The organism is Rhodovibrio sodomensis, from assembly GCF_016583645.1.
GTDB classification, from domain to species: Bacteria; Pseudomonadota; Alphaproteobacteria; order Kiloniellales; family Rhodovibrionaceae; genus Rhodovibrio; species Rhodovibrio sodomensis.
Genome location: NZ_NRRL01000061.1, coordinates 1 through 17,271 on the forward strand (window position 1 = coordinate 1; position 17,271 = coordinate 17,271).

13 protein-coding genes are annotated in these 17,271 nt (G+C 71.8%); 11 read left to right on the plus strand and 2 right to left on the minus strand.

All coding sequences use genetic code 11. The features are described 5' to 3' along the window. Nucleotides 1-858 precede the first annotated feature (858 nt). The 7 genes from dxs to CKO28_RS17565 all read left to right on the plus strand — a co-directional run bounded on the left by dxs (nt 859) and on the right by CKO28_RS17565 (nt 10,490). Nucleotides 859-2,823 carry a 1-deoxy-D-xylulose-5-phosphate synthase gene (dxs, locus tag CKO28_RS17535; RefSeq protein WP_200342107.1) on the plus strand — a complete coding sequence of 655 codons (1,965 nt, stop codon included), beginning with the start codon at nt 859-861 and terminating at the stop codon, nt 2,821-2,823. A 218-nt stretch (nt 2,824-3,041) separates the two neighbouring features. Further along, the gene (bchI, locus tag CKO28_RS17540; RefSeq protein ID WP_200342108.1) at nt 3,042-4,112 is read left to right on the plus strand and encodes a magnesium chelatase ATPase subunit I; all 1,071 of its coding nucleotides are present in this window, start codon (nt 3,042-3,044) and stop codon (nt 4,110-4,112) included. Then, a complete protein-coding gene (bchD, locus tag CKO28_RS17545; RefSeq protein ID WP_200342109.1) occupies nt 4,112-6,070 on the plus strand; it encodes a magnesium chelatase ATPase subunit D in 1,959 nt (652 codons plus the stop codon). Before bchI ends, bchD begins: the two co-directional genes overlap by 1 nt. 231 nt (nt 6,071-6,301) lie before the next feature. Further along, entirely contained in the window at nt 6,302-7,213 is a 912-nt protein-coding gene (gene bchO / locus CKO28_RS17550; protein WP_200342110.1) for an alpha/beta fold hydrolase BchO, read from the plus strand. A 228-nt stretch (nt 7,214-7,441) separates the two neighbouring features. After that, nucleotides 7,442-8,980: a phytoene desaturase gene (locus tag CKO28_RS17555; protein ID WP_200342111.1), complete on the plus strand. Its 1,539-nt coding sequence runs from the start codon at nt 7,442-7,444 to the stop codon at nt 8,978-8,980. Next, the gene (locus CKO28_RS17560; protein ID WP_200342112.1) at nt 8,961-10,025 is read left to right on the plus strand and encodes a phytoene/squalene synthase family protein; all 1,065 of its coding nucleotides are present in this window, start codon (nt 8,961-8,963) and stop codon (nt 10,023-10,025) included. The genes CKO28_RS17555 and CKO28_RS17560 overlap by 20 nt, the downstream gene beginning before the upstream one ends. Before the next feature lie 237 nt (nt 10,026-10,262). Further along, a complete protein-coding gene (locus CKO28_RS17565; RefSeq protein WP_200342113.1) occupies nt 10,263-10,490 on the plus strand; it encodes a hypothetical protein in 228 nt (75 codons plus the stop codon). On the opposite strand, the gene CKO28_RS17570 is transcribed toward CKO28_RS17565, so the two are convergent. Together CKO28_RS17570 and crtD are read right to left on the minus strand one after the other, a co-directional pair. After that, nucleotides 10,458-11,399 (minus strand): carotenoid 1,2-hydratase family protein, encoded by a 942-nt coding sequence (locus CKO28_RS17570; protein ID WP_242480632.1) that lies wholly within the window; start codon nt 11,397-11,399, stop codon nt 10,458-10,460. The genes CKO28_RS17565 and CKO28_RS17570 overlap by 33 nt on opposite strands. After that, nucleotides 11,339-12,973, minus strand: coding sequence for a 1-hydroxycarotenoid 3,4-desaturase CrtD (gene crtD / locus CKO28_RS17575; RefSeq protein WP_200342114.1), 1,635 nt, complete (start codon nt 12,971-12,973; stop codon nt 11,339-11,341). The genes CKO28_RS17570 and crtD overlap by 61 nt, the downstream gene beginning before the upstream one ends. 165 nt (nt 12,974-13,138) lie before the next feature. Here crtD and CKO28_RS17580 point away from each other — a divergent pair, with 165 nt between their 5' ends. From CKO28_RS17580 to CKO28_RS17595, 4 genes are all read left to right on the plus strand, one after another. Then, on the plus strand, nt 13,139-14,011 hold the full coding sequence (locus CKO28_RS17580; RefSeq protein WP_200342115.1) for a polyprenyl synthetase family protein: 873 nt from the start codon (nt 13,139-13,141) through the stop codon (nt 14,009-14,011). Between the two features lie 79 nt (nt 14,012-14,090). Continuing rightward, nucleotides 14,091-15,275 carry a methyltransferase gene (locus CKO28_RS17585; RefSeq protein WP_338050171.1) on the plus strand — a complete coding sequence of 395 codons (1,185 nt, stop codon included), beginning with the start codon at nt 14,091-14,093 and terminating at the stop codon, nt 15,273-15,275. An 88-nt stretch (nt 15,276-15,363) separates the two neighbouring features. Beyond that, on the plus strand, nt 15,364-16,317 hold the full coding sequence (gene bchC, locus CKO28_RS17590) for a chlorophyll synthesis pathway protein BchC (RefSeq protein WP_200342117.1): 954 nt from the start codon (nt 15,364-15,366) through the stop codon (nt 16,315-16,317). After that, the gene (locus CKO28_RS17595; RefSeq protein ID WP_200342118.1) at nt 16,314-17,270 is read left to right on the plus strand and encodes a chlorophyllide a reductase iron protein subunit X; all 957 of its coding nucleotides are present in this window, start codon (nt 16,314-16,316) and stop codon (nt 17,268-17,270) included. Before bchC ends, CKO28_RS17595 begins: the two co-directional genes overlap by 4 nt. The last annotated feature ends 1 nt before the right edge of the window (nt 17,271 follow it).

Consider the following 17,271-nt stretch of genomic DNA (forward strand, 5'->3'; position numbering starts at 1 on the left):
CCGTCGGCGGGCTGGAGACAAGGATCGCCGGCGCGGGCCCGCGTCAAAGCGGGGGCCGTTCAGAGCCGAGCCGTCCCGGCCAACGCCGCACGCGACGCCCCAACGCCGCACGCGAGGCCGGCCGAAAACGCACCGGGCGCCGCACGGGTCCCGCGCGACGCCCGGCGTTTCATGGCGGCCTTCGCTGAGCTTCAGACCGACAGAACGCTGATCAGGAACAGCACCATGATGAACGCGATCAGCGCGCCGGCAGCCTTGTCGTAGGTGTCCGGGGTACCGGGAGAATCAGCCATGAATGCCTCCTTCGGCGTTGGATGACGCAACGGGGTGCGAGGTTACTGGTTTGCCGGCGACCCGGCAACTATCCGCTCGGGCAAGCCGCCGACCGGTCCGCGGACCTTCCGGCGTGGTCTCGCCCGTGCTTCGGGCAGGTAAGAGCAAAACAGAGGATCAAGGTCGTTTCGACCTCCAACGATCTTGCTCCGGCGCCGACCGGGCGTGCGCATGGGCGTCGACCGCGCCGACCGCCGGCCCCCGTCGATGTGCCCGTCATGCGGTCCTTCCGCGGGACCGATCTGCACCGTCCCGGCGGGCGGGCGCGGCCGTTGCCCGGCGGCGTCACCGCAGGTTGCGGTGCAACCGACGGCATCACGACCGTCGGCAATCGCGCACGACACGTCAAGGATAATTGACGTCAAGAAAAGTGGACACATCGACCCAGCGCACCTATGCTCGAAGGCGGAACGCGCCTCGATGGGGCGCCGGCAAACGCCAAGGCCGGCGCCGATGGCCCGCGCGAGGGAGTCCTGTCTGGACGCGCGCGTTCACGCGGGCTTCTGCGGCTGGGGAGGACGAGCGATGACGCAACAGGCCGAGCGGCACCGTCCCGTGCTGGATCGCGTGGAGACACCGGCCGACCTGCGGCGGCTGCCGGAGACGCAGCTCCGTCAACTCGCCGACGAGCTGCGCGCCGAGGTGATCGACGCGGTGTCGGTCACCGGCGGCCACCTGGGCGCCGGCCTGGGCGTGGTCGAGCTGACCACGGCGATCCACTACGTCTTCGAGACGCCGGACGACAAGCTGATCTGGGACGTCTCGCACCAGTGCTATCCGCACAAGATCCTGACCGGGCGCAAGGACCGGATCCGCACGCTGCGCCAGGGCGGCGGGCTCAGCGGCTTCACCAGCCGGGCGGAAAGTGTCTACGACCCGTTCGGCGCGGCGCACTCGTCCACGTCGATCTCGGCCGGGCTCGGCCATGCGATCGCGCGCGACCACAAGGGCGCGCACAATCAGGTGATCTCCGTGATCGGCGACGGCGCGATGAGTGCCGGCATGGCCTACGAGGCGATGAACAACGCGGGTGCGCTGCGCTCGCGCATGGTCGTGATCCTGAACGACAACGACATGTCGATCGCTCCGCCGGTGGGGGCGATGAGCGCCTACCTGTCGCGGATTCTGTCCTCGCGCTCCTACCGCTCGGTGCGCGGGGCGATGCGCGACCTGTCTCACCAGTTCCCGCGCCCGGTGCGCGAGGCCGCCCGCCGGGCCGAGGAGTACACCCGCGGCCTGTTCACCGGCGGCACGCTGTTCGAGGAGCTGGGCTTCTACTACGTCGGCCCGATCGACGGGCATAACCTGGAGCATCTCCTGCCGGTGCTGCGCAACGTGCGCGACACGGAAGGGGGCGCGCCGATCCTGGTGCACTGCGTGACCCAGAAGGGCAAGGGCTACGAGCCGGCCGAGGGGGCGGCGGACAAGTACCACGGGGTGGCCAAGTTCGACGTGGTGACCGGCAAGCAGGCCAAGCCGACCCCGCAGGCGCCGAGCTACACCGGCACCTTCGCCAAGGCGCTGATCCAGGAGGCCGAGGCCGACGACCGGGTGATGGCGGTGACCGCGGCGATGCCGGGCGGCACCGGGCTGGACAAGTTCGGCGCGCGGTTCCCCGAGCGCACCTTCGACGTCGGCATCGCCGAGCAGCACGCGGTCACCTTCTGCGCCGGCCTGGCGTGCGAGGGCATGAAGCCGTTCGCGGCGATCTACTCGACCTTCCTGCAGCGCGCCTACGACCAGGTGGTGCACGATGTGGCGATCCAGAACCTCCCCGTGCGCTTCGCGATCGACCGCGCGGGCATGGTCGGCGCGGACGGCGTCACCCACCAGGGCAGCTACGACGTGACCTATCTGGGCACGCTGCCCAACTTCACCCTGATGGCCGCGGGCGACGAGGCGGAGCTGATGCACATGGTCGCCACCGCCGCCGCCTTTGATGCCGGCCCGATCGCCGTGCGCTACCCGCGCGGCGAGGGCCTGGGGGTGGCGATGCCCGAGCGCGGGCAGGTGCTGGAGATCGGTAAAGGGCGCGTCGTGCGCGAGGGCACCAAGGTGGCGATCCTGTCCTACGGCGGCCGGCTGGGCGAGGCCTGCACGGCGGCCGACGAACTGGCCGCGCGCGGCCTGTCGACCACGGTCGCGGACGCGCGCTTCGCCAAGCCGCTAGACCGCGACCTGGTCCGCCGGCTGGCCCAGGAGCACGAGGTGCTGCTGACGGTCGAGGAGGGCGCGATCGGCGGCTTCGCCACCCAGGTGATGAGCTTCCTGGCCGAACACGGCCTGCTCGACCACGGCCTGAAGATCCGGCCGATGCACCTGCCCGACCGGTTCATCGACCACGACAAGCCTTACCAGCAGTACGAGGCCGCCGGCCTCAACGCCCACCACATGGTCGCCAAGGCGCTCGACGCGCTGGGTATCGCCGATGCTGCGGCCACGGCGGACCTGACCCGGACCGCCGCGCGCGGCAGCTTCCGCGCCGTCTGAGGCACGCGCCGCGTGTTCGCGGATCGGGCGCCCGCGCCCACTGGCGAGCCGGGCGCCGATCGGTTACGAGTCCTAAAGTAACCGGTGACCGCGGCGGGTCGTCTCGCCACCGCTCGGATCCGCGGGGGGTTGGGACGACGCGCCACGGGCCTGCAGCGCCGGGGCATCCTGGCCCGGGCTGCCCTGAAGACACGACGACAAGACGGAGCGCAAACCGCATGGCCGTAGCCTATCCCTTCTCCGCGATCGCGGGTCAGGAGGAGATGAAGCTTGCCCTGACGATCGCCGCCGTGGACCCCAGCGTGGGCGGCGTGCTGATTTTCGGCGACCGCGGCACCGGCAAGTCGACGGCGGTGCGCGGGCTGGCTTCCCTGTTGCCGAAGATGCAGGCGGTCGAGGGCTGCCGCTACGGCTGCGCGCCTGACCGCGACACCGAATTGTGCGAGCCCGGATGCCCCAAGATGCAGGCCGGGGGCGGCGCGGTCCCGACCCACGAGACCGAGGTCCCGGTGGTCGACCTGCCGCTGGGCGCGAGCGAGGACCGTGTGGTCGGCGCGCTCGACCTCGAGCGCGCGCTCAGCCACGGCGAGAAGCACTTCGAGCCGGGCCTGCTCGCGCGCGCGCACCGCGGGTTCCTGTACATCGACGAGGTCAACCTGCTGGAGGACCATCTGGTCGACGTGCTGCTCGACGTGGCCGCGTCCGGCGAGAACGTGGTCGAGCGCGAGGGCTTGAGCGTCCGCCACCCGGCGCGCTTCGTGCTGGTCGGGTCCGGCAACCCGGAGGAGGGCGAGCTGCGCCCGCAGCTGCTCGACCGCTTCGGTTTGTCGCTGGAGGTCGAGACGCCGACCGATCTGGACACCCGGATCGAGGTGGTGCGCCGGCGCGACGCGTTCGACCGCGACAAGCAGGGCTTCAATAAGGTCTGGCAGGACGCGGACGACCGGCTCCGCCAGACCATCCTGGAGGCCAAGCAACGCCTGCCGGAGACGCAGGTGCCGGACGCCGCGCTGCGCCGCGCCTCTGAGATTTGCATCCAGCTCGGCACCGACGGCCTGCGCGGGGAACTGACCCTGATGCGCGCCGCGCGCGCCGCGGCCGCGATCGACGGCGACCCCGAAGTCACCGACACCCATCTCAAGCGCGTCGCCAGGATGGCGCTGCGCCACCGGCTGCGCCGCGATCCGCTGGACGAAGCCGGCTCGACCACGCGCGTCGAGCGGGTGCTGTCGGAGATCTTCGACGCCGAGGGCGAGGCCGGCACCGCGCGCAGCGGCGAGGCAGCCTGATGGACAGCGTGTTCGGCCAGGCCGAAACCGGGCGCGCGCCGCCGCAGGCGGATATCCGCGCCGGCACCGGCTCCGGCACGGTGGCGGACGCCCGCGCCGAGCAGGGGCAGAGCGCAAGCGCCGTCTGGCGCGATGCGCTCTTGGCGCTGGCGATCTTCGCGGTCGATCCGGCCGGCATCGGCGGCGTGCTGCTGCGCGCGCGCGCCGGCCCGGTGCGCCAGCGCTGGATCGACCAGCTGAAGGACCGGCTGGGCGACTTTGGGCCGGTGCGTAAGATCCCGCTTAACGTCTCCGACGACAGGCTGATCGGCGGGCTCGACCTCGCCGCCACGCTGCAGACCGGCAAGCCGGTCGCGAGCCGGGGGCTGCTCGCCGAGGCCGACGGCAAGGTGATGCAGGTCGCCATGGCCGAGCGGATGGACGCCGGCACCGCCGCGCGGATCGCTTCGGTGATGGACCACGGCGCGGTGCGGGTTGAGCGCGAGGGCTTTGCCCAGACGCTGCCCAGCCGGTTCGGCCTGATCGCCTGCGACGAGGGCGCGGAGGACGCGGAGCAGCCGCCGGGCGCGCTCGCCGAGCGGCTGGCGATCCAGATCGACCTGTCCAGCGTCCCGCCGCACGACACCGAGGGCGAGCAGGCCAAGCGCGCTCGGGCGATCCGGCTGGCGCGCCAACGGCTGACCCAGGTCACCGCGTCGGACGAGATCCTGACCGCGCTGACCAGCACCGCGCAGGCGTTGGGCGTGCATTCCCTGCGCGCGCCGCTGCTGGCGCTCAAGGTCGCCAAGGCGCACGCCGCGCTGAACGGCGTCGACGACGTCCGGCAGGACGACGCCCAGGTCGCCGCGCGCATGGTCTTGACGCCACGCGCGACCCAGCTGCCGCCGGCGCCCGAGCAGGACGAGCCGGAACAGCAGGAACCGCAAGAGCAGGACCAGGAGGAGCCGGAGGACAACCAGCAGCAAGAGCCCGAGGCCCAGGACCAGCAGGACCAGCCGCCGGAGCCGCCGCCGCAGGACGACGACACCGGCAGCGACGACGAGGACGACCAGGACGCGCCCAGCGCCGAGGAGCTGGCGGAGACCGTGCTGGCCGCCGCGCAGTCGGCGCTGCAGCCGGGCCAGCTGGAGCGGCTGCGCGACCAGATGGGCCGGCGCGAGCAGGGCGCGGCGGGCCGGGCCGGCGCGCTTGCCAAGTCGCGCACCCGCGGCCGCCAGGTCGGCACCTTTCGCGGCGAGCCAAGCGGCCAGAACAAGCTGGATGTGATGGCGACCCTGCGCGCGGCGGCTCCCTGGCAGCCGCTGCGCGGCCGCGGCCTGCCCGGCAAGGGCGGCACCGGCGGCAAACTGGTGGTCCAACCCGAGGACTTCCGGATCAAGCGCCTGAAGCACAAGACCGAGACGGCGACGATCTTCTGCGTCGACGCCTCCGGCTCGTCCGCGCTGCACCGGCTGGCGGAGACCAAGGGCGCGATCGAGCTGTTGCTGGCGGATTGCTACGTCCGGCGCGACAAGGTCGCCCTGGTCGCCTTCCGCGGCATGGCGGCGGAGGTGCTGCTGCCGCCGACCCGGTCGCTGACCCGCGCCAAGCGCTCGCTCGCCAGCCTGCCGGGCGGCGGCGGCACGCCGCTCGCGGCCGGGCTGAACGAAGCCTGGGTGCTGGCCGATCACGCCAACCGCCGCGGCGAAACGCCGGTCGTGATCCTGATGACCGACGGCCGCGCCAACGTCGCCTACGACGGCGGCACCGACCGCACCCAGGCGAAATCGGACGCCCAGGCGGCCGCGCGCCGGCTGCGCGCGACCGGGATCACGGCGCTGCTGATCGACACCTCGCCGCGCCCGCGCCAGAGCGCGCGCGAGCTGGCGGGGGCGATGGGCGGCCACTACCTGCCGCTGCCCCACGCCGACGCGAGCGCGCTGTCGCAGGCGGTCAAGACCGCGGAGAAGTCGCTTTGATGCGCGCGCTTCAAGAGATCGACGGCGGTCTGCCGCGCGTCCCCCCTCTTCCGATGGGAGGAGGGGGCCAGGGGGAGGTGGCTGCCCCGGCCGTTCATGCCCCGACGGAGCGCTCTGGGCGCTCTGCTGCGCGACGGCCCTGCAGACCTACCTCTCCCTGTCCCTCTGCTTCCAGTGAAGGAGAGGGGACCCGCCGCCACGCCGTGCGCACGAACCCTTGGGGTGTCGGGCATGCCTGAGCGCCGGGCGAGCTATACCGCGCCGGACTGGGCGCGCGAGGGCGCGGACTGGCCGAACCGGGCGGCGAGCCGGTTCGTCGAAGCCGGCGGCGTGACCTGGCACGTCCAGGTGATGGGGCAGGGGCCCGCGCTGTTGCTGCTGCACGGGACCGGCGGGGCGAGCCATTCGTTCCGCGACCTGGCGCCGCTGCTGGCCGAGCGGTTCACCGTGATCGTCCCGGACATGCCGGGCCACGGCTTCTCCAGCTGGCCGGCGCGCGCGGACGCGCTCTCGCTGCCCGGGATGGCGAAGGCGCTGGGCCAGCTGCTGCAGGCGCTCGAGCTGCGTCCCAGGGTCGCGGCGGGTCATTCGGCCGGGGCGGCCGTGCTGGCGCAGATGCAGCTGTCCGGCCAGCTCCACGCCGACACGCTGGTCTCGATCAATGGCGCGCTGTTGCCGCTGCCGGGTCTCCCGGGGCTGGTTTTCTCGCCGATCGCCAAGGTGCTGAACAAGGGCGGCTTCGCCGCGCGGGTGTTCTCGCTCAACGCGCGCGAGCCGGCGGCGGTGGAGCGGCTGCTCTGGGGCACCGGGTCCAGCATCGATCCCCGGGGGATCGAGCTGTACGCGCGGCTGATCCGGTTCTCCCAGCACACCGCGGCGGCGCTGGGGATGATGGCGCGCTGGGACCTGAAGCGCCTGCAGCGCGATCTACCGGATCTTAAGGGCGCGCTGGTCATGATCGTCGGCGCGAACGACCTGTCGGTGCCGCCGACCGAGGCCGGGCGCGTCGCCGCGCATCGGCCGGGCACCCGGATGGCGACCGTCTACGCCGCCGGCCATCTGGCGCACGAGGAGAAGCCCGGCGAGGTCGCGGCGCTGATCTTCGAGGCCGCCGGGGTCGACGACGCCAGCAGTGCGGCCTGACGCGCCCGGATGGCCTGCGGCACAAGCGCCCGGCGCACGGGCCCGCAACTCGACCCGCGGCGCGGTGGCGCCATTTCGGGGGCATGCTAGAGCAAAATCGATCAAGGCCGAGTCGACCTTCATCGTGAATTTTGCTCTAACTGATTGAAGAGAGAGCAAGATTCAGCTGAAAGGTGACTTCACCTTTCAGCATCGTGCTCTAGAGTGAACGCGAGGAGAGCGCAGAGCATGTTCGACACCACCACGGCCGGCAACGCGCGCGGCGCCGCCCACGATACCGACCGGCGGCCGCACGCCGTGGTGATCGGCAGCGGGTTCGGCGGGCTGGCCGCCGCGGTGCGGCTGGGCGCCCGGGGCTACCGCGTGAGCGTGCTGGAGAAATTGGATAAGCCGGGCGGCCGGGCGTACGTGTTCGAGCAGGACGGCTTCGTGTTCGACGCCGGCCCGACCATCGTGACCGCCCCGTTCCTGTTCGAGGAGCTGTGGGCACTCGCCGGGCGCAAGCTGTCGGACGACGTCGAATTGCGGCCGGTCGATCCGTTCTACCGCATGCGGTTCTCCGACGGCACGACGTTCGACTACAACGGCGATCCCGAGACGATGCGCGGCCGGATCGCCGAACTGTCGCCGGGCGACGTCGACGGCTACGAGCGTTTTCTGGAGGCCAGCCGCGAGATCTTCGAGATCGGCTTCCAGCAGCTGGGCCACGTCCATTTCGGCTCGATCGCGGATATGGCGCGGATCGCCCCGGACCTGATCCGGCTGCGCGGCGACCGGAGCGTCTACCAGACGGTCAGCCGCTACGTGACGGACGAGCGGCTGCGCGTCATGCTGTCGTTCCACCCGCTGTTGATCGGCGGCAACCCGTTCCGCGCCAGCTCGATCTACTGCCTGATCTCCTACCTGGAGCGGCACTGGGGCATTCATTTCGCCATGGGCGGCACCGGCGCGCTCGCCACCGGTCTCGTCGACCTGATCGCCGGGCAGGGCAACCGCATTCGCTACCAGACGGAAGTCGAGGAAATCGAGCTGGCCGACGGGCGCGCCACCGGCGTGCGGCTCAAGGACGGCGAGCGGATCCCGGCGGACATCGTCGTCTCCAACGCCGACAGCGCCTACACCTACCGCCGGATGCTGCCCGCGCACGCGCGCAAGCGCTGGACCGACCGCAAGCTGGACCGCGCGCGCTACTCGATGAGCCTGTTCGTCTGGTACTTCGGCACCGACCGGCGGTACCCGGATACGGCCCACCACACCATCCTGCTGGGCCCGCGCTACCGCGAGCTGATCGAGGACATCTTCGAGCGCAAGATCCTGGCCGACGACTTCTCGCTCTACCTGCATCGGCCGACCGCGACCGATCCGTCGCTTGCGCCCGACGGCTGCGACGGCTTCTACGTCCTCTCGCCGGTGCCCCATCTGGACGCCGGAATCGACTGGTCCGAGAAGGCGCGCGAATACCGCGACCGGATCGCGGACTTCCTGGAGCGCACCGAGCTGCCCGGCCTGCGCGCGTCCATCGTCTCCGAACGCATGATCACCCCGCAGGACTTCCAGGACCGCCTGCTGTCCGAGCGCGGCGCGGCCTTCGGGCTCGAGCCGCGGCTGACGCAGAGCGCCTGGTTCCGCCCCCACAACAAGAGCGAGGACGTCGAGGGCCTGTACCTCGTCGGCGCCGGGACCCATCCGGGCGCCGGCCTGCCCGGGGTCCTCTCGTCCGCCCGCGTGCTCGACCAGGTGGTGCCCGATGCCAGTGAATTCACCTAAGCCCGCGGCCAGCCGCGCGGCCGACGCCGCCGCCGCGACGGACGCGATCCGCACCGGCTCGCGCAGCTTCCACGCCGCCTCGCTGGTGCTGCCGCGGCGGGTGCGCGAGCCGGCGCGGGCGCTCTACGCGTTCTGCCGGGAAGCCGACGACGCGGTCGACACCCGCCCGGATACCGACCGCGCGCTCGCCGAACTGCGCCAGCGCCTGCAGCGGATCTACGATGGCCGGCCCGCCGACCGCGCCGCTGACCGCGCGTTCGCCGACGTGGTCGCCGCCTACGCGATCCCGCAGACCCTGCCGGAGGCGCTGCTCGACGGCTTCGCCTGGGACGCGCAGGGCCGGCGCTATCGCACGATCCAGGAGCTGCGCGGATACGGCGCCCGGGTCGCCGGGGCGGTCGGCGCGATGGTCGCGATGCTGATGGGCGCGCGTCAGGCGGAAGTGGTGTCGCGCGCCACCGACCTCGGCGTGGCGATGCAGCTTACCAACGTCGCCCGCGACGTTGGTGAGGACGCGCGCCAGGGACGCCTCTACCTGCCGACCGAGTGGCTGGAGGCGGAAGGCATCGACCCCGACGCCTGGCTCGCCGATCCGCGGTTCACCCCGGGCGTGGCGCGTACGGTCGAGCGGTTGCTGGTCCACGCCGAGGAACTCTACCAGCGCGCCGAGGCCGGCATTCCGGCCCTGCCGGCGTCCTGCCGGCCGGGGATCACGGCGGCCAGCCGCCTGTACCGCGCGATCGGTCACCAGGTCGCCCGGCACGGTCACGATTCCCTGTCCCGGCGCGCGGTCGTGCCGGCGATGCGCAAGGCCGGGCTGATGATGGACGCGCTGAAGGGCCCGTCGCCCAGCGCGCACTACAGCGACTATCCCTGCCTGCCGGAAACGCACTTCCTGGTCCAGGCGGTGCACGAGGCGCTGCCCGCCCTGCATGGCTTCAAACCCGACGAGGTCGCCGAGCCCGCACCGACCCATGAAGGCGCCGCCGCGTTCGTGATCGACCTGTTCATGCGGCTGGAACAGCGCGACCAGGCCCGCGGGTAGGGCAGGGCTGGCCGGGTGGGGCGCCCACGCTATTTCCTCTGTGACGCGGAAAACGGACGTATCGGCGGGTCCCTCTCCCTCGAGGGGAGAGGATGGGTGAGGGTGGGACTCCTCGCTGTACGCCGGAGAGTCCCACCCTCACCCTCCCACGCCGCTATCGCGGCGCGGGCCCCTCCCTCTCCCCTCGAGGGAGAGGGGATCGTGCGCCCGACTGCACCCGGATATCGGAGAGGTGCCATGAACACCGGCTGGATTGTGCTGATCGAGGGGATCGCGATCTTCGGGCTGTTGATCGGGTTCGGGATCTGGCAGCTGCGCTCGCTGAAGAAGATGGAGCGCGAGGACAAGGCGAACGCCGAGGCCGAGGGGCGGACCGGCGAGTCCGCCTTTACCCGGTCGCGCGCGGCCGAGCCGCAGGCGCCCGGCGGCGACTCAGCCTCCGACGCGGGGCATCCGGAACGGTAGCATCAGCCGTACGATCCGGGTGTCGAACCGGTCCAGCGACAGGCTTTCGTGCATCGCCCGCACCGGCTCGCCGGCGAGGTGCGTCTCGACCAGCGAGCGGGCGTAGAACGGCGTGTCTTCCAGGGTGCGCGCCACGCTCGGCCGGTGGCCCTTGTCCGCCCGGCTTTTCCGGCGCAGCCGCCAGATCGGTGTCGAGTGCAGGTCGACCAGCGGCGGGCGGTCGAACCGTTCGACCGCGCCGTCCTGGCGCACGATCAGCGACAATGCGTGGTCGGAGCCGTCGCGGCGGCACGTGTCGTAGGTGATCGCGGTGCCGCCGCCGGGCAGGGGGGCGCGCGACCAGTCCCATTCCCGGAAGCCGGCCTCCAGCGGCTCGTCGCCGCGGTTGCGGTCCAGGTAGCCGGTGCCGGTCCAGTTCAGGACCGGCTTGTCAAAGCGGACCGCGACGTCCGCCGTGGGCGCGATCGGCCACCAGTGGTGCCGGTCCTGATGATCGATCACGAACTCCCGGCTCGTCAGCGCGCGCGGGCTCACGCGCACCCGCCCGCGCACCCGCAGGGGCAGGGGGGCCGCGACCTCGCAGAGGTCGATGGTGAGCGTGTCGCCGTCCCAGCTGAGGCCGCTGGGGCCGACGGTGAAGAAATCGGCGCCGCGGTCGACGCGCGCGCGTCCGCGTTCGGTCATGGTCCAGCGGTTCGGCCCGTCGCCGTAAAGCGCGACATTGATCGAACAGTGGTTCAGCGGGTCCGCCGCGCCGCCGGGCGCGCCCTGCCGGGCCCAGGCGTAGTACGGCGAGAACACCGAGCCGATGAACGCGATGATGGTCAGGCCGTGACGGCCGTCGTCGCTCAGCGCGTCGACGTACCACCAGAGGTAACCGCCCGGCGCGACCGGCCGGTCGAAGCCCAGCCCGACGCGCTGCCCGCCTTCCCCGCCGGCTCTCCCTGGGCGTCCGTCGCCCGGTCCGGCAGGCCCCAGTCCGCCATCAGGCATGCCGCCGCCAGCCGTCCCGACATCGCCGCCATCGGCACGCCCGGGCCCGGATGCGCGCTGCCGCCCGCCAGATAGAGGCCGGCCACCCGGGTCCGGATCGGCGGGCGCTGGAACGTGGCGCGCCAGCCGTGGGTCGCCCGGCCGTAGAGCGCCCCGCCGGTGCCCGGGAACAGCCGGGCGAAGTCCGCTGGCGTGGTCACCGTGCGGGTCGCGCGGTCGAACTCGAGATCCAGGCCGCAGCGGCTCAGCAGGGCCAGATGACGTTCCTCGCATGAAGCGATCTCCGGTTCGTCGAAACGGTTCACGTCGCCGGTCGGCGGGGCGTTGACCAGCATGAACAGGCGCTCGGACCCGCGCTCGCGCGCGGCGTCGGACAGGGTGCCGTCGTCGCCGCGGTCCTGCGCGCAGATGTAGACGGTCCCGGAGTCCGGCAAGCGCCGCCGCTCGAAGATGTCCGCGAACTCTTGCCGGTAGTCGCGGCAGAACAGCACGTTGTGATGCAGCAGCGGAAACCCGCCGGCGTTACCCAGGAAGGTCCAGGTCATGGCGGACAGCGAGCGCATCGCCGGCGGCGTTTTCTGCGCCGCCCGGGCCGCGCGCCGGCCCAGCTTGCCGTCGGCGAGCGCCGAGACGTCGGCGTTGCACACCGCCGCGTCCGCCTGGATCCGGGTGCCGTCATCCAGCCGCACCCCGCTGACCGCACTGCCCTGAAGCTCGATCTCCTCGACCGTTCGGCCGTAGTGCAGGGTGACGCCGTGGCGCCGGGCCAAGTCGGCGAGCGCCTGGGCGAAGCCGTGCATGCCGCCGTCGATCAGCCAGACCCCGCTCTGTTCGACGTGGGCGACCAGCATCAGCGTCGCCGGTGCCTGGAACGGCGAGGAGCCGCAGTAGGTGGCGTAGCGGCCGAACAGCTGGCGCAGCCGGGGATCGTGGAAATGCCGGCCGAGCGCGTCCCACAGCCGGTCGAACGGCTTGATGCCCCACAGGTCCTTCGGGCCGGCGTGCTGCATCAGCCCGACCGGCGTCGCCTTGGGCGCGCGCAGGAACGGCCGGTCGAGCGTCTCGTAGATCTTGCGCGCTTCCTGGGTGAACGTCTTGTAGCGCTTGGCCTCGGCTGGGCCGCTGAACGCGCCGATCGCCTCCGCCGAGCGCTCGACGTCGGCGAACAGGTCGAGACGCTTCGCGGGATCGCCGCCGTCGCCGTCCCAGGCGTGCCGGGCCAGCCGGTCGGCCGGGCGCAGGCGGACGATGTCCTCCAGCCGCTCGCCCAGATCCTGGGCCAGATCGTCGAACACCTGGCGCATCGTGAACACGGTGGGGCCGGCGTCGATCCGCGCGTCGCCGGCGGGCAGGGCGCGCATTTTGCCGCCGGGGTGGCTCTGGCGCTCCACCAGCTCCACCTCGAGGCCGCGGGCGGCGAGCTTGAGGGCGGCAACCAAGCCCGCCACGCCGCCGCCGATCACCACGACGCGTTCGCCCGCTCGTCTCACGTGACCTCCTGTCGGTTGGCGTCAGGCGACGTTGACTTGCCAGCTCGGGGGTGTCTAGTCATAATGACACCTAACATGACCAGCAAACCTGACACTCCGGCTTGCGGCCGGGGGTCGGAAAGCCAAGGTCGCGACCCGGACAGGCTGGCAGGGGAGTGAGGCATTATGGACACCTCGACCCGGATTGAAAGCGTCCTGCAGGACGTCCTGGCCCGGCGGGAATCGCCGGACTCCCCGCCGCAGCTTGGCGACGCGGTACGCTATGCGGTCTTCCCGGGCGGCGGTCGGATCCGGCCGCGCCTGGCACTCGCGGTCGCCGGCGCGTGCGGCGACGACGCGCCGGACGCGTCCAACGCCGCCGCGGCGGCGATCGAGATGCTGCATTGCGCCTCGCTGATCCACGACGATCTCCCGTGCTTCGACGACGCGCAGACGCGCCGCGGCAAGCCGTCGGTGCACGTCGCCTACGGCGAACGGCTGGCGGTGCTCGCCGGCGACGCGCTGATCGTACTGGCGTTCGAGACGCTGGCCGACGCCGCGGCGAGTGCGCCTGAGCGGCTGCCCGGCCTGCTGCGGACCCTGGGCGGTTCGGTTGGCCTGCCGTCGGGGATCTGCGCTGGCCAGGCCTGGGAATGCGAACCGGACGGCGTGCCGCTTGACAAGTACGAGCAGCTCAAGACCGGCTCGCTGTTCGCCGCCGCCACGGTGATCGGGGCCCAGGCCGCCGGGCGCGACGGCGCACCCTGGCGCACCCTGGGCGCCAAGCTGGGCGAAGCCTATCAGGTCGCCGACGATATCCGCGACGTCTATGCCGACGCCGACGACCTGGGCAAGCCGACCGGCCGCGACGAGGCCCTGAACCGGCCAAGCGCGGTGCGCGAGCTCGGCCTGGACGGGGCCAAGGCGCGTCTGAACGGCCTGGTCGAGGACGCCGTGACCTCGATCCCGGTGTGCCCGGGCCGGGATCAGCTGATCCAGCTGATCCGCACCGAGACCAAGCGCTTCCTGCCGAAGTCGCTGGCCCAGGCGGCGGCGTAACGGGGTGCCGCCGGCCGCGGCCGGCCCGGCGAAGCGTATGGGCGTTCGTTCGCGCCGCCAATCGCGAGGGACGCGCAAGGTGACCGCTTCACCATCTTCCGACGATCGCTTGGCCCGCGCGCCGGTTGACGGCGGCGGGCCCGACCGGCTGCGTGACCGGGTTGCCGACTGGCGCAACCGGCTGCTGGCCAGCGCGCGCTTCCAGCGCTGGGCCGCCGGCTTTCCGCTGACCCGGCCGATCGCCCGGCGGCAGGCGCATGGTCTGTTCGACCTGACCGCCGGCTTCGTCTACGCGCAGGTGCTGTACTGCTGCGTGCGCCTGCGGCTGCTGGATACGCTGTGGCACGCCGGACCGCAGCCGCTGGCGACGCTGGCCGATCGGGTGTCACTTCCGCTTGACGCCGCCGACCGCCTGGTCCGCGCGGCGACCTCGCTGAAGCTTCTGGAAACCCGCGCCGACGGCCGGATTGGCCTGGGCCCGAAGGGCGCGGTCGTGGTCGGCAGTCCCGGCATCGCCGCGATGGTGGAGCATCACGCCATGCTCTACGCCGACCTCGCCGATCCGATCGCGCTGTTGCGCGGGCAGCGCGGGCCGACCCGGCTGGGTGCGTACTGGCCCTACGCCAACACCGAGGATCCCCGCGAGCTGTCCGAAGACAGCGTGGGCGGGTACTCGCAGCTGATGGCGCAATCGCAGCCGCTGGTCGCGGCGGAGGCGTTGGAGGCCTATCCGTTTCACAAGCATCGCCGGCTGCTCGACGTCGGCGGCGGCGACGGCGCGTTCCTGACGGCTGCCGCGGAGGCGCTGCCCGAGCTGGAGCTGATGCTGTTCGACCTGCCGGCGGTGGCTGAACGGGCGCGCCGGCAGTTCGCCGCGGCCAGCCTGGGCGACCGGATCACGGCCCACGGCGGCGACTTCTTCGCCGACCCGCTGCCCGGAGGCGCGGACGCGATCTCGCTGGTGCGCATCCTGCACGACCACGACGACGCCCGCGTCGCGCGACTGTTGGCCAACGTTTACAGCGCCCTGCCGGTCGGCGGGACGGTCGTCGTCGCGGAGCCGATGGCAAGCGACGACTCCGCCGCGCCGGTCGGGGACGCGTACTTCGGCTTCTACCTGCTGGCGATGGGCCGCGGCCGCGCGCGGACCCCCGCGGAACAGCGTTCCCTGTTGGAATCGGCCGGTTTTTCCCGGGTCCGGGCCTGGCGCACCCGCCAGCCCTTCCTGGCCCGCGTCATGTCAGCGCGGAAGGACACCGCTTAACCATCGTGACGTAAGGTTAGATTGACATGGCTTTGCGTCACGTTAGACTGACACTCAGATAAGTCATCGACCCGGGAGAGGATCGACCGTGACGCCGCCGCTAAACGCCACAGCCGTTGTCTTGCAGGAGCCCGAGAAGCTGGCGCTAAGCCAGCTCGATCTCGCGGCCCCGGCGGCGGGCGATATCGTGGTGGACATGGAGTTCTCCGGCATCTCGACCGGCACCGAGCGGCTGCTCTGGAGCGGTCAGATGCCGCACTTCCCGGGCATGGGCTACCCGCTGGTGCCGGGCTACGAGGCCCTGGGCCGGGTCAGCCAGGCCGACGGCGGCAGCAGCGGCCTGCGGCTGGGCGACCGGGTGTTCGTGCCCGGCGCGCGCTGCTTCGGCGACGTCCGCGGCCTGTTCGGCGGGGCGGCCAGCCGGGTCGTGGTGCCGGCCAGCCGGGTGGTCAAGGTGAGCGATGCCTTGGGCGAGGGCGGCGTGCTGCTGGCGCTCGCCGCCACGGCCTACCACGCGGTGCAGGCGACGGACGCCAAGCTGCCCGAGTTGATCGTCGGGCACGGCACGCTGGGCCGGCTGCTGGCGCGCGTGACGCTGGCGCTCGGCGGCCCCGCGCCGACGGTGTGGGAGACCAACCCCGCCCGCCGGACCGGGGCGGAAGGCTACACCGTGGTGGCGCCCGAGGACGACGGTCGGCGCGACTACGCCGCGATCTACGACGTCAGCGGCGACGCCGACCTGCTCGACGAGCTGATCGGCCGCCTCGCCTTTGGCGGCGAGGTGGTGCTCGCCGGATTTTACAGCGAGCGCCCGTCGTTCGCGTTCCCGCAGGCCTTCATGCGCGAGGCCCGCATCCGGATCGCGGCGGAGTGGCGCGAGAGCGACCTGCACGCGACCCGCGATATGGCGGAACGCGGCGCCCTGTCGCTGGACGGCCTGATTACCCACCGGCAGGCGGCGACGGACGCGGAGCAAGCCTATAGGACCGCCTTTGGCGACTCCGCCTGCCTCAAGATGATCCTGGATTGGAGGGCAGCATGACGTCGCCGACCGCGGATACCCCCGAAACCGAAGCCGATCGCGCGGGTCACGAGACCCAGGTGATCGCCATCTACGGCAAGGGTGGGATCGGCAAGAGTTTCACGCTCGCCAACCTCAGCTACATGATGGCGCAACAGGGCAAGCGCGTCCTCTTGATCGGCTGCGATCCCAAGAGCGACACCACCTCGCTGCTGTTCGGCGGGCGCAGCACCCCCACCATCATCGAGACCAGTTCGCGCAAGAAGGCCGCCGGCGAGGAAGTCGACATCTCCGATGTCTGCTTCAAGCGTGACGGCGTGTTCGCGATGGAGCTGGGCGGCCCCGAAGTCGGCCGCGGCTGCGGCGGCCGCGGCATCATCCACGGCTTCGAGCTGCTGGAGAAGCTGGGCTTTCACGACTGGGGCTTCGACTACGTCCTGCTCGACTTCCTGGGCGACGTGGTTTGCGGCGGCTTCGGCCTGCCGATCGCCCGCGACATGTGCCAGAAGGTGATCGTCGTCGGCTCCAACGACCTGCAGTCGCTCTACGTCGCCAACAACGTCTGCTCGGCCGTCGACTACTTCCGCCGGATGGGCGGCAACGTCGGCGTCGCGGGCCTGGTGGTGAACAAGGACGACGGCAGCGGCGAGGCGCACGCCTTCGCCGAGAAGGTCGGCATCCCGGTGCTCGCCTCGATCCCCGCGCACGACGACATCCGCAAGAAGTCGGCGAACTACGAGATCATCGGCTACCCGGGCAGCCAGTGGGGTCCGCTGTTCGAGCAGCTGGGCCTGTCGGCCGCCGCGGCGCCGCCGGTGCTGCCCGCGCCGCTGGAGCACGAGGGCCTGCTCGACCTGTTCAAGGGCGAGGACGTGGGCCGCGGCGTGGAACTGCAGCCGGCCACGATGGCGGACATGTGCGGCGGCATCGCGCCTGAGCACAAGTCGCTCGAAGTCGTCTACGAGGACGCGTGAA

Bases quoted from the DNA above. Each gene is read 5' to 3' on its own strand.
- CKO28_RS17580 (WP_200342115.1), top strand. From the start codon at position 13,139: ATGGACACCTCGACCCGGATTGAAAGCGTCCTGCAGGACGTCCTGGCC.
- bchO (WP_200342110.1), top strand. From the start codon at position 6,302: ATGCCTGAGCGCCGGGCGAGCTATACCGCGCCGGACTGGGCGCGCGAG.
- CKO28_RS17555 (WP_200342111.1), top strand. From the start codon at position 7,442: ATGTTCGACACCACCACGGCCGGCAACGCGCGCGGCGCCGCCCACGAT.
- dxs (WP_200342107.1), top strand. From the start codon at position 859: ATGACGCAACAGGCCGAGCGGCACCGTCCCGTGCTGGATCGCGTGGAG.
- CKO28_RS17595 (WP_200342118.1), top strand. From the start codon at position 16,314: ATGACGTCGCCGACCGCGGATACCCCCGAAACCGAAGCCGATCGCGCG.
- bchI (WP_200342108.1), top strand. From the start codon at position 3,042: ATGGCCGTAGCCTATCCCTTCTCCGCGATCGCGGGTCAGGAGGAGATG.
- CKO28_RS17560 (WP_200342112.1), top strand. From the start codon at position 8,961: ATGCCAGTGAATTCACCTAAGCCCGCGGCCAGCCGCGCGGCCGACGCC.
- CKO28_RS17565 (WP_200342113.1), top strand. From the start codon at position 10,263: ATGAACACCGGCTGGATTGTGCTGATCGAGGGGATCGCGATCTTCGGG.
- bchD (WP_200342109.1), top strand. From the start codon at position 4,112: ATGGACAGCGTGTTCGGCCAGGCCGAAACCGGGCGCGCGCCGCCGCAG.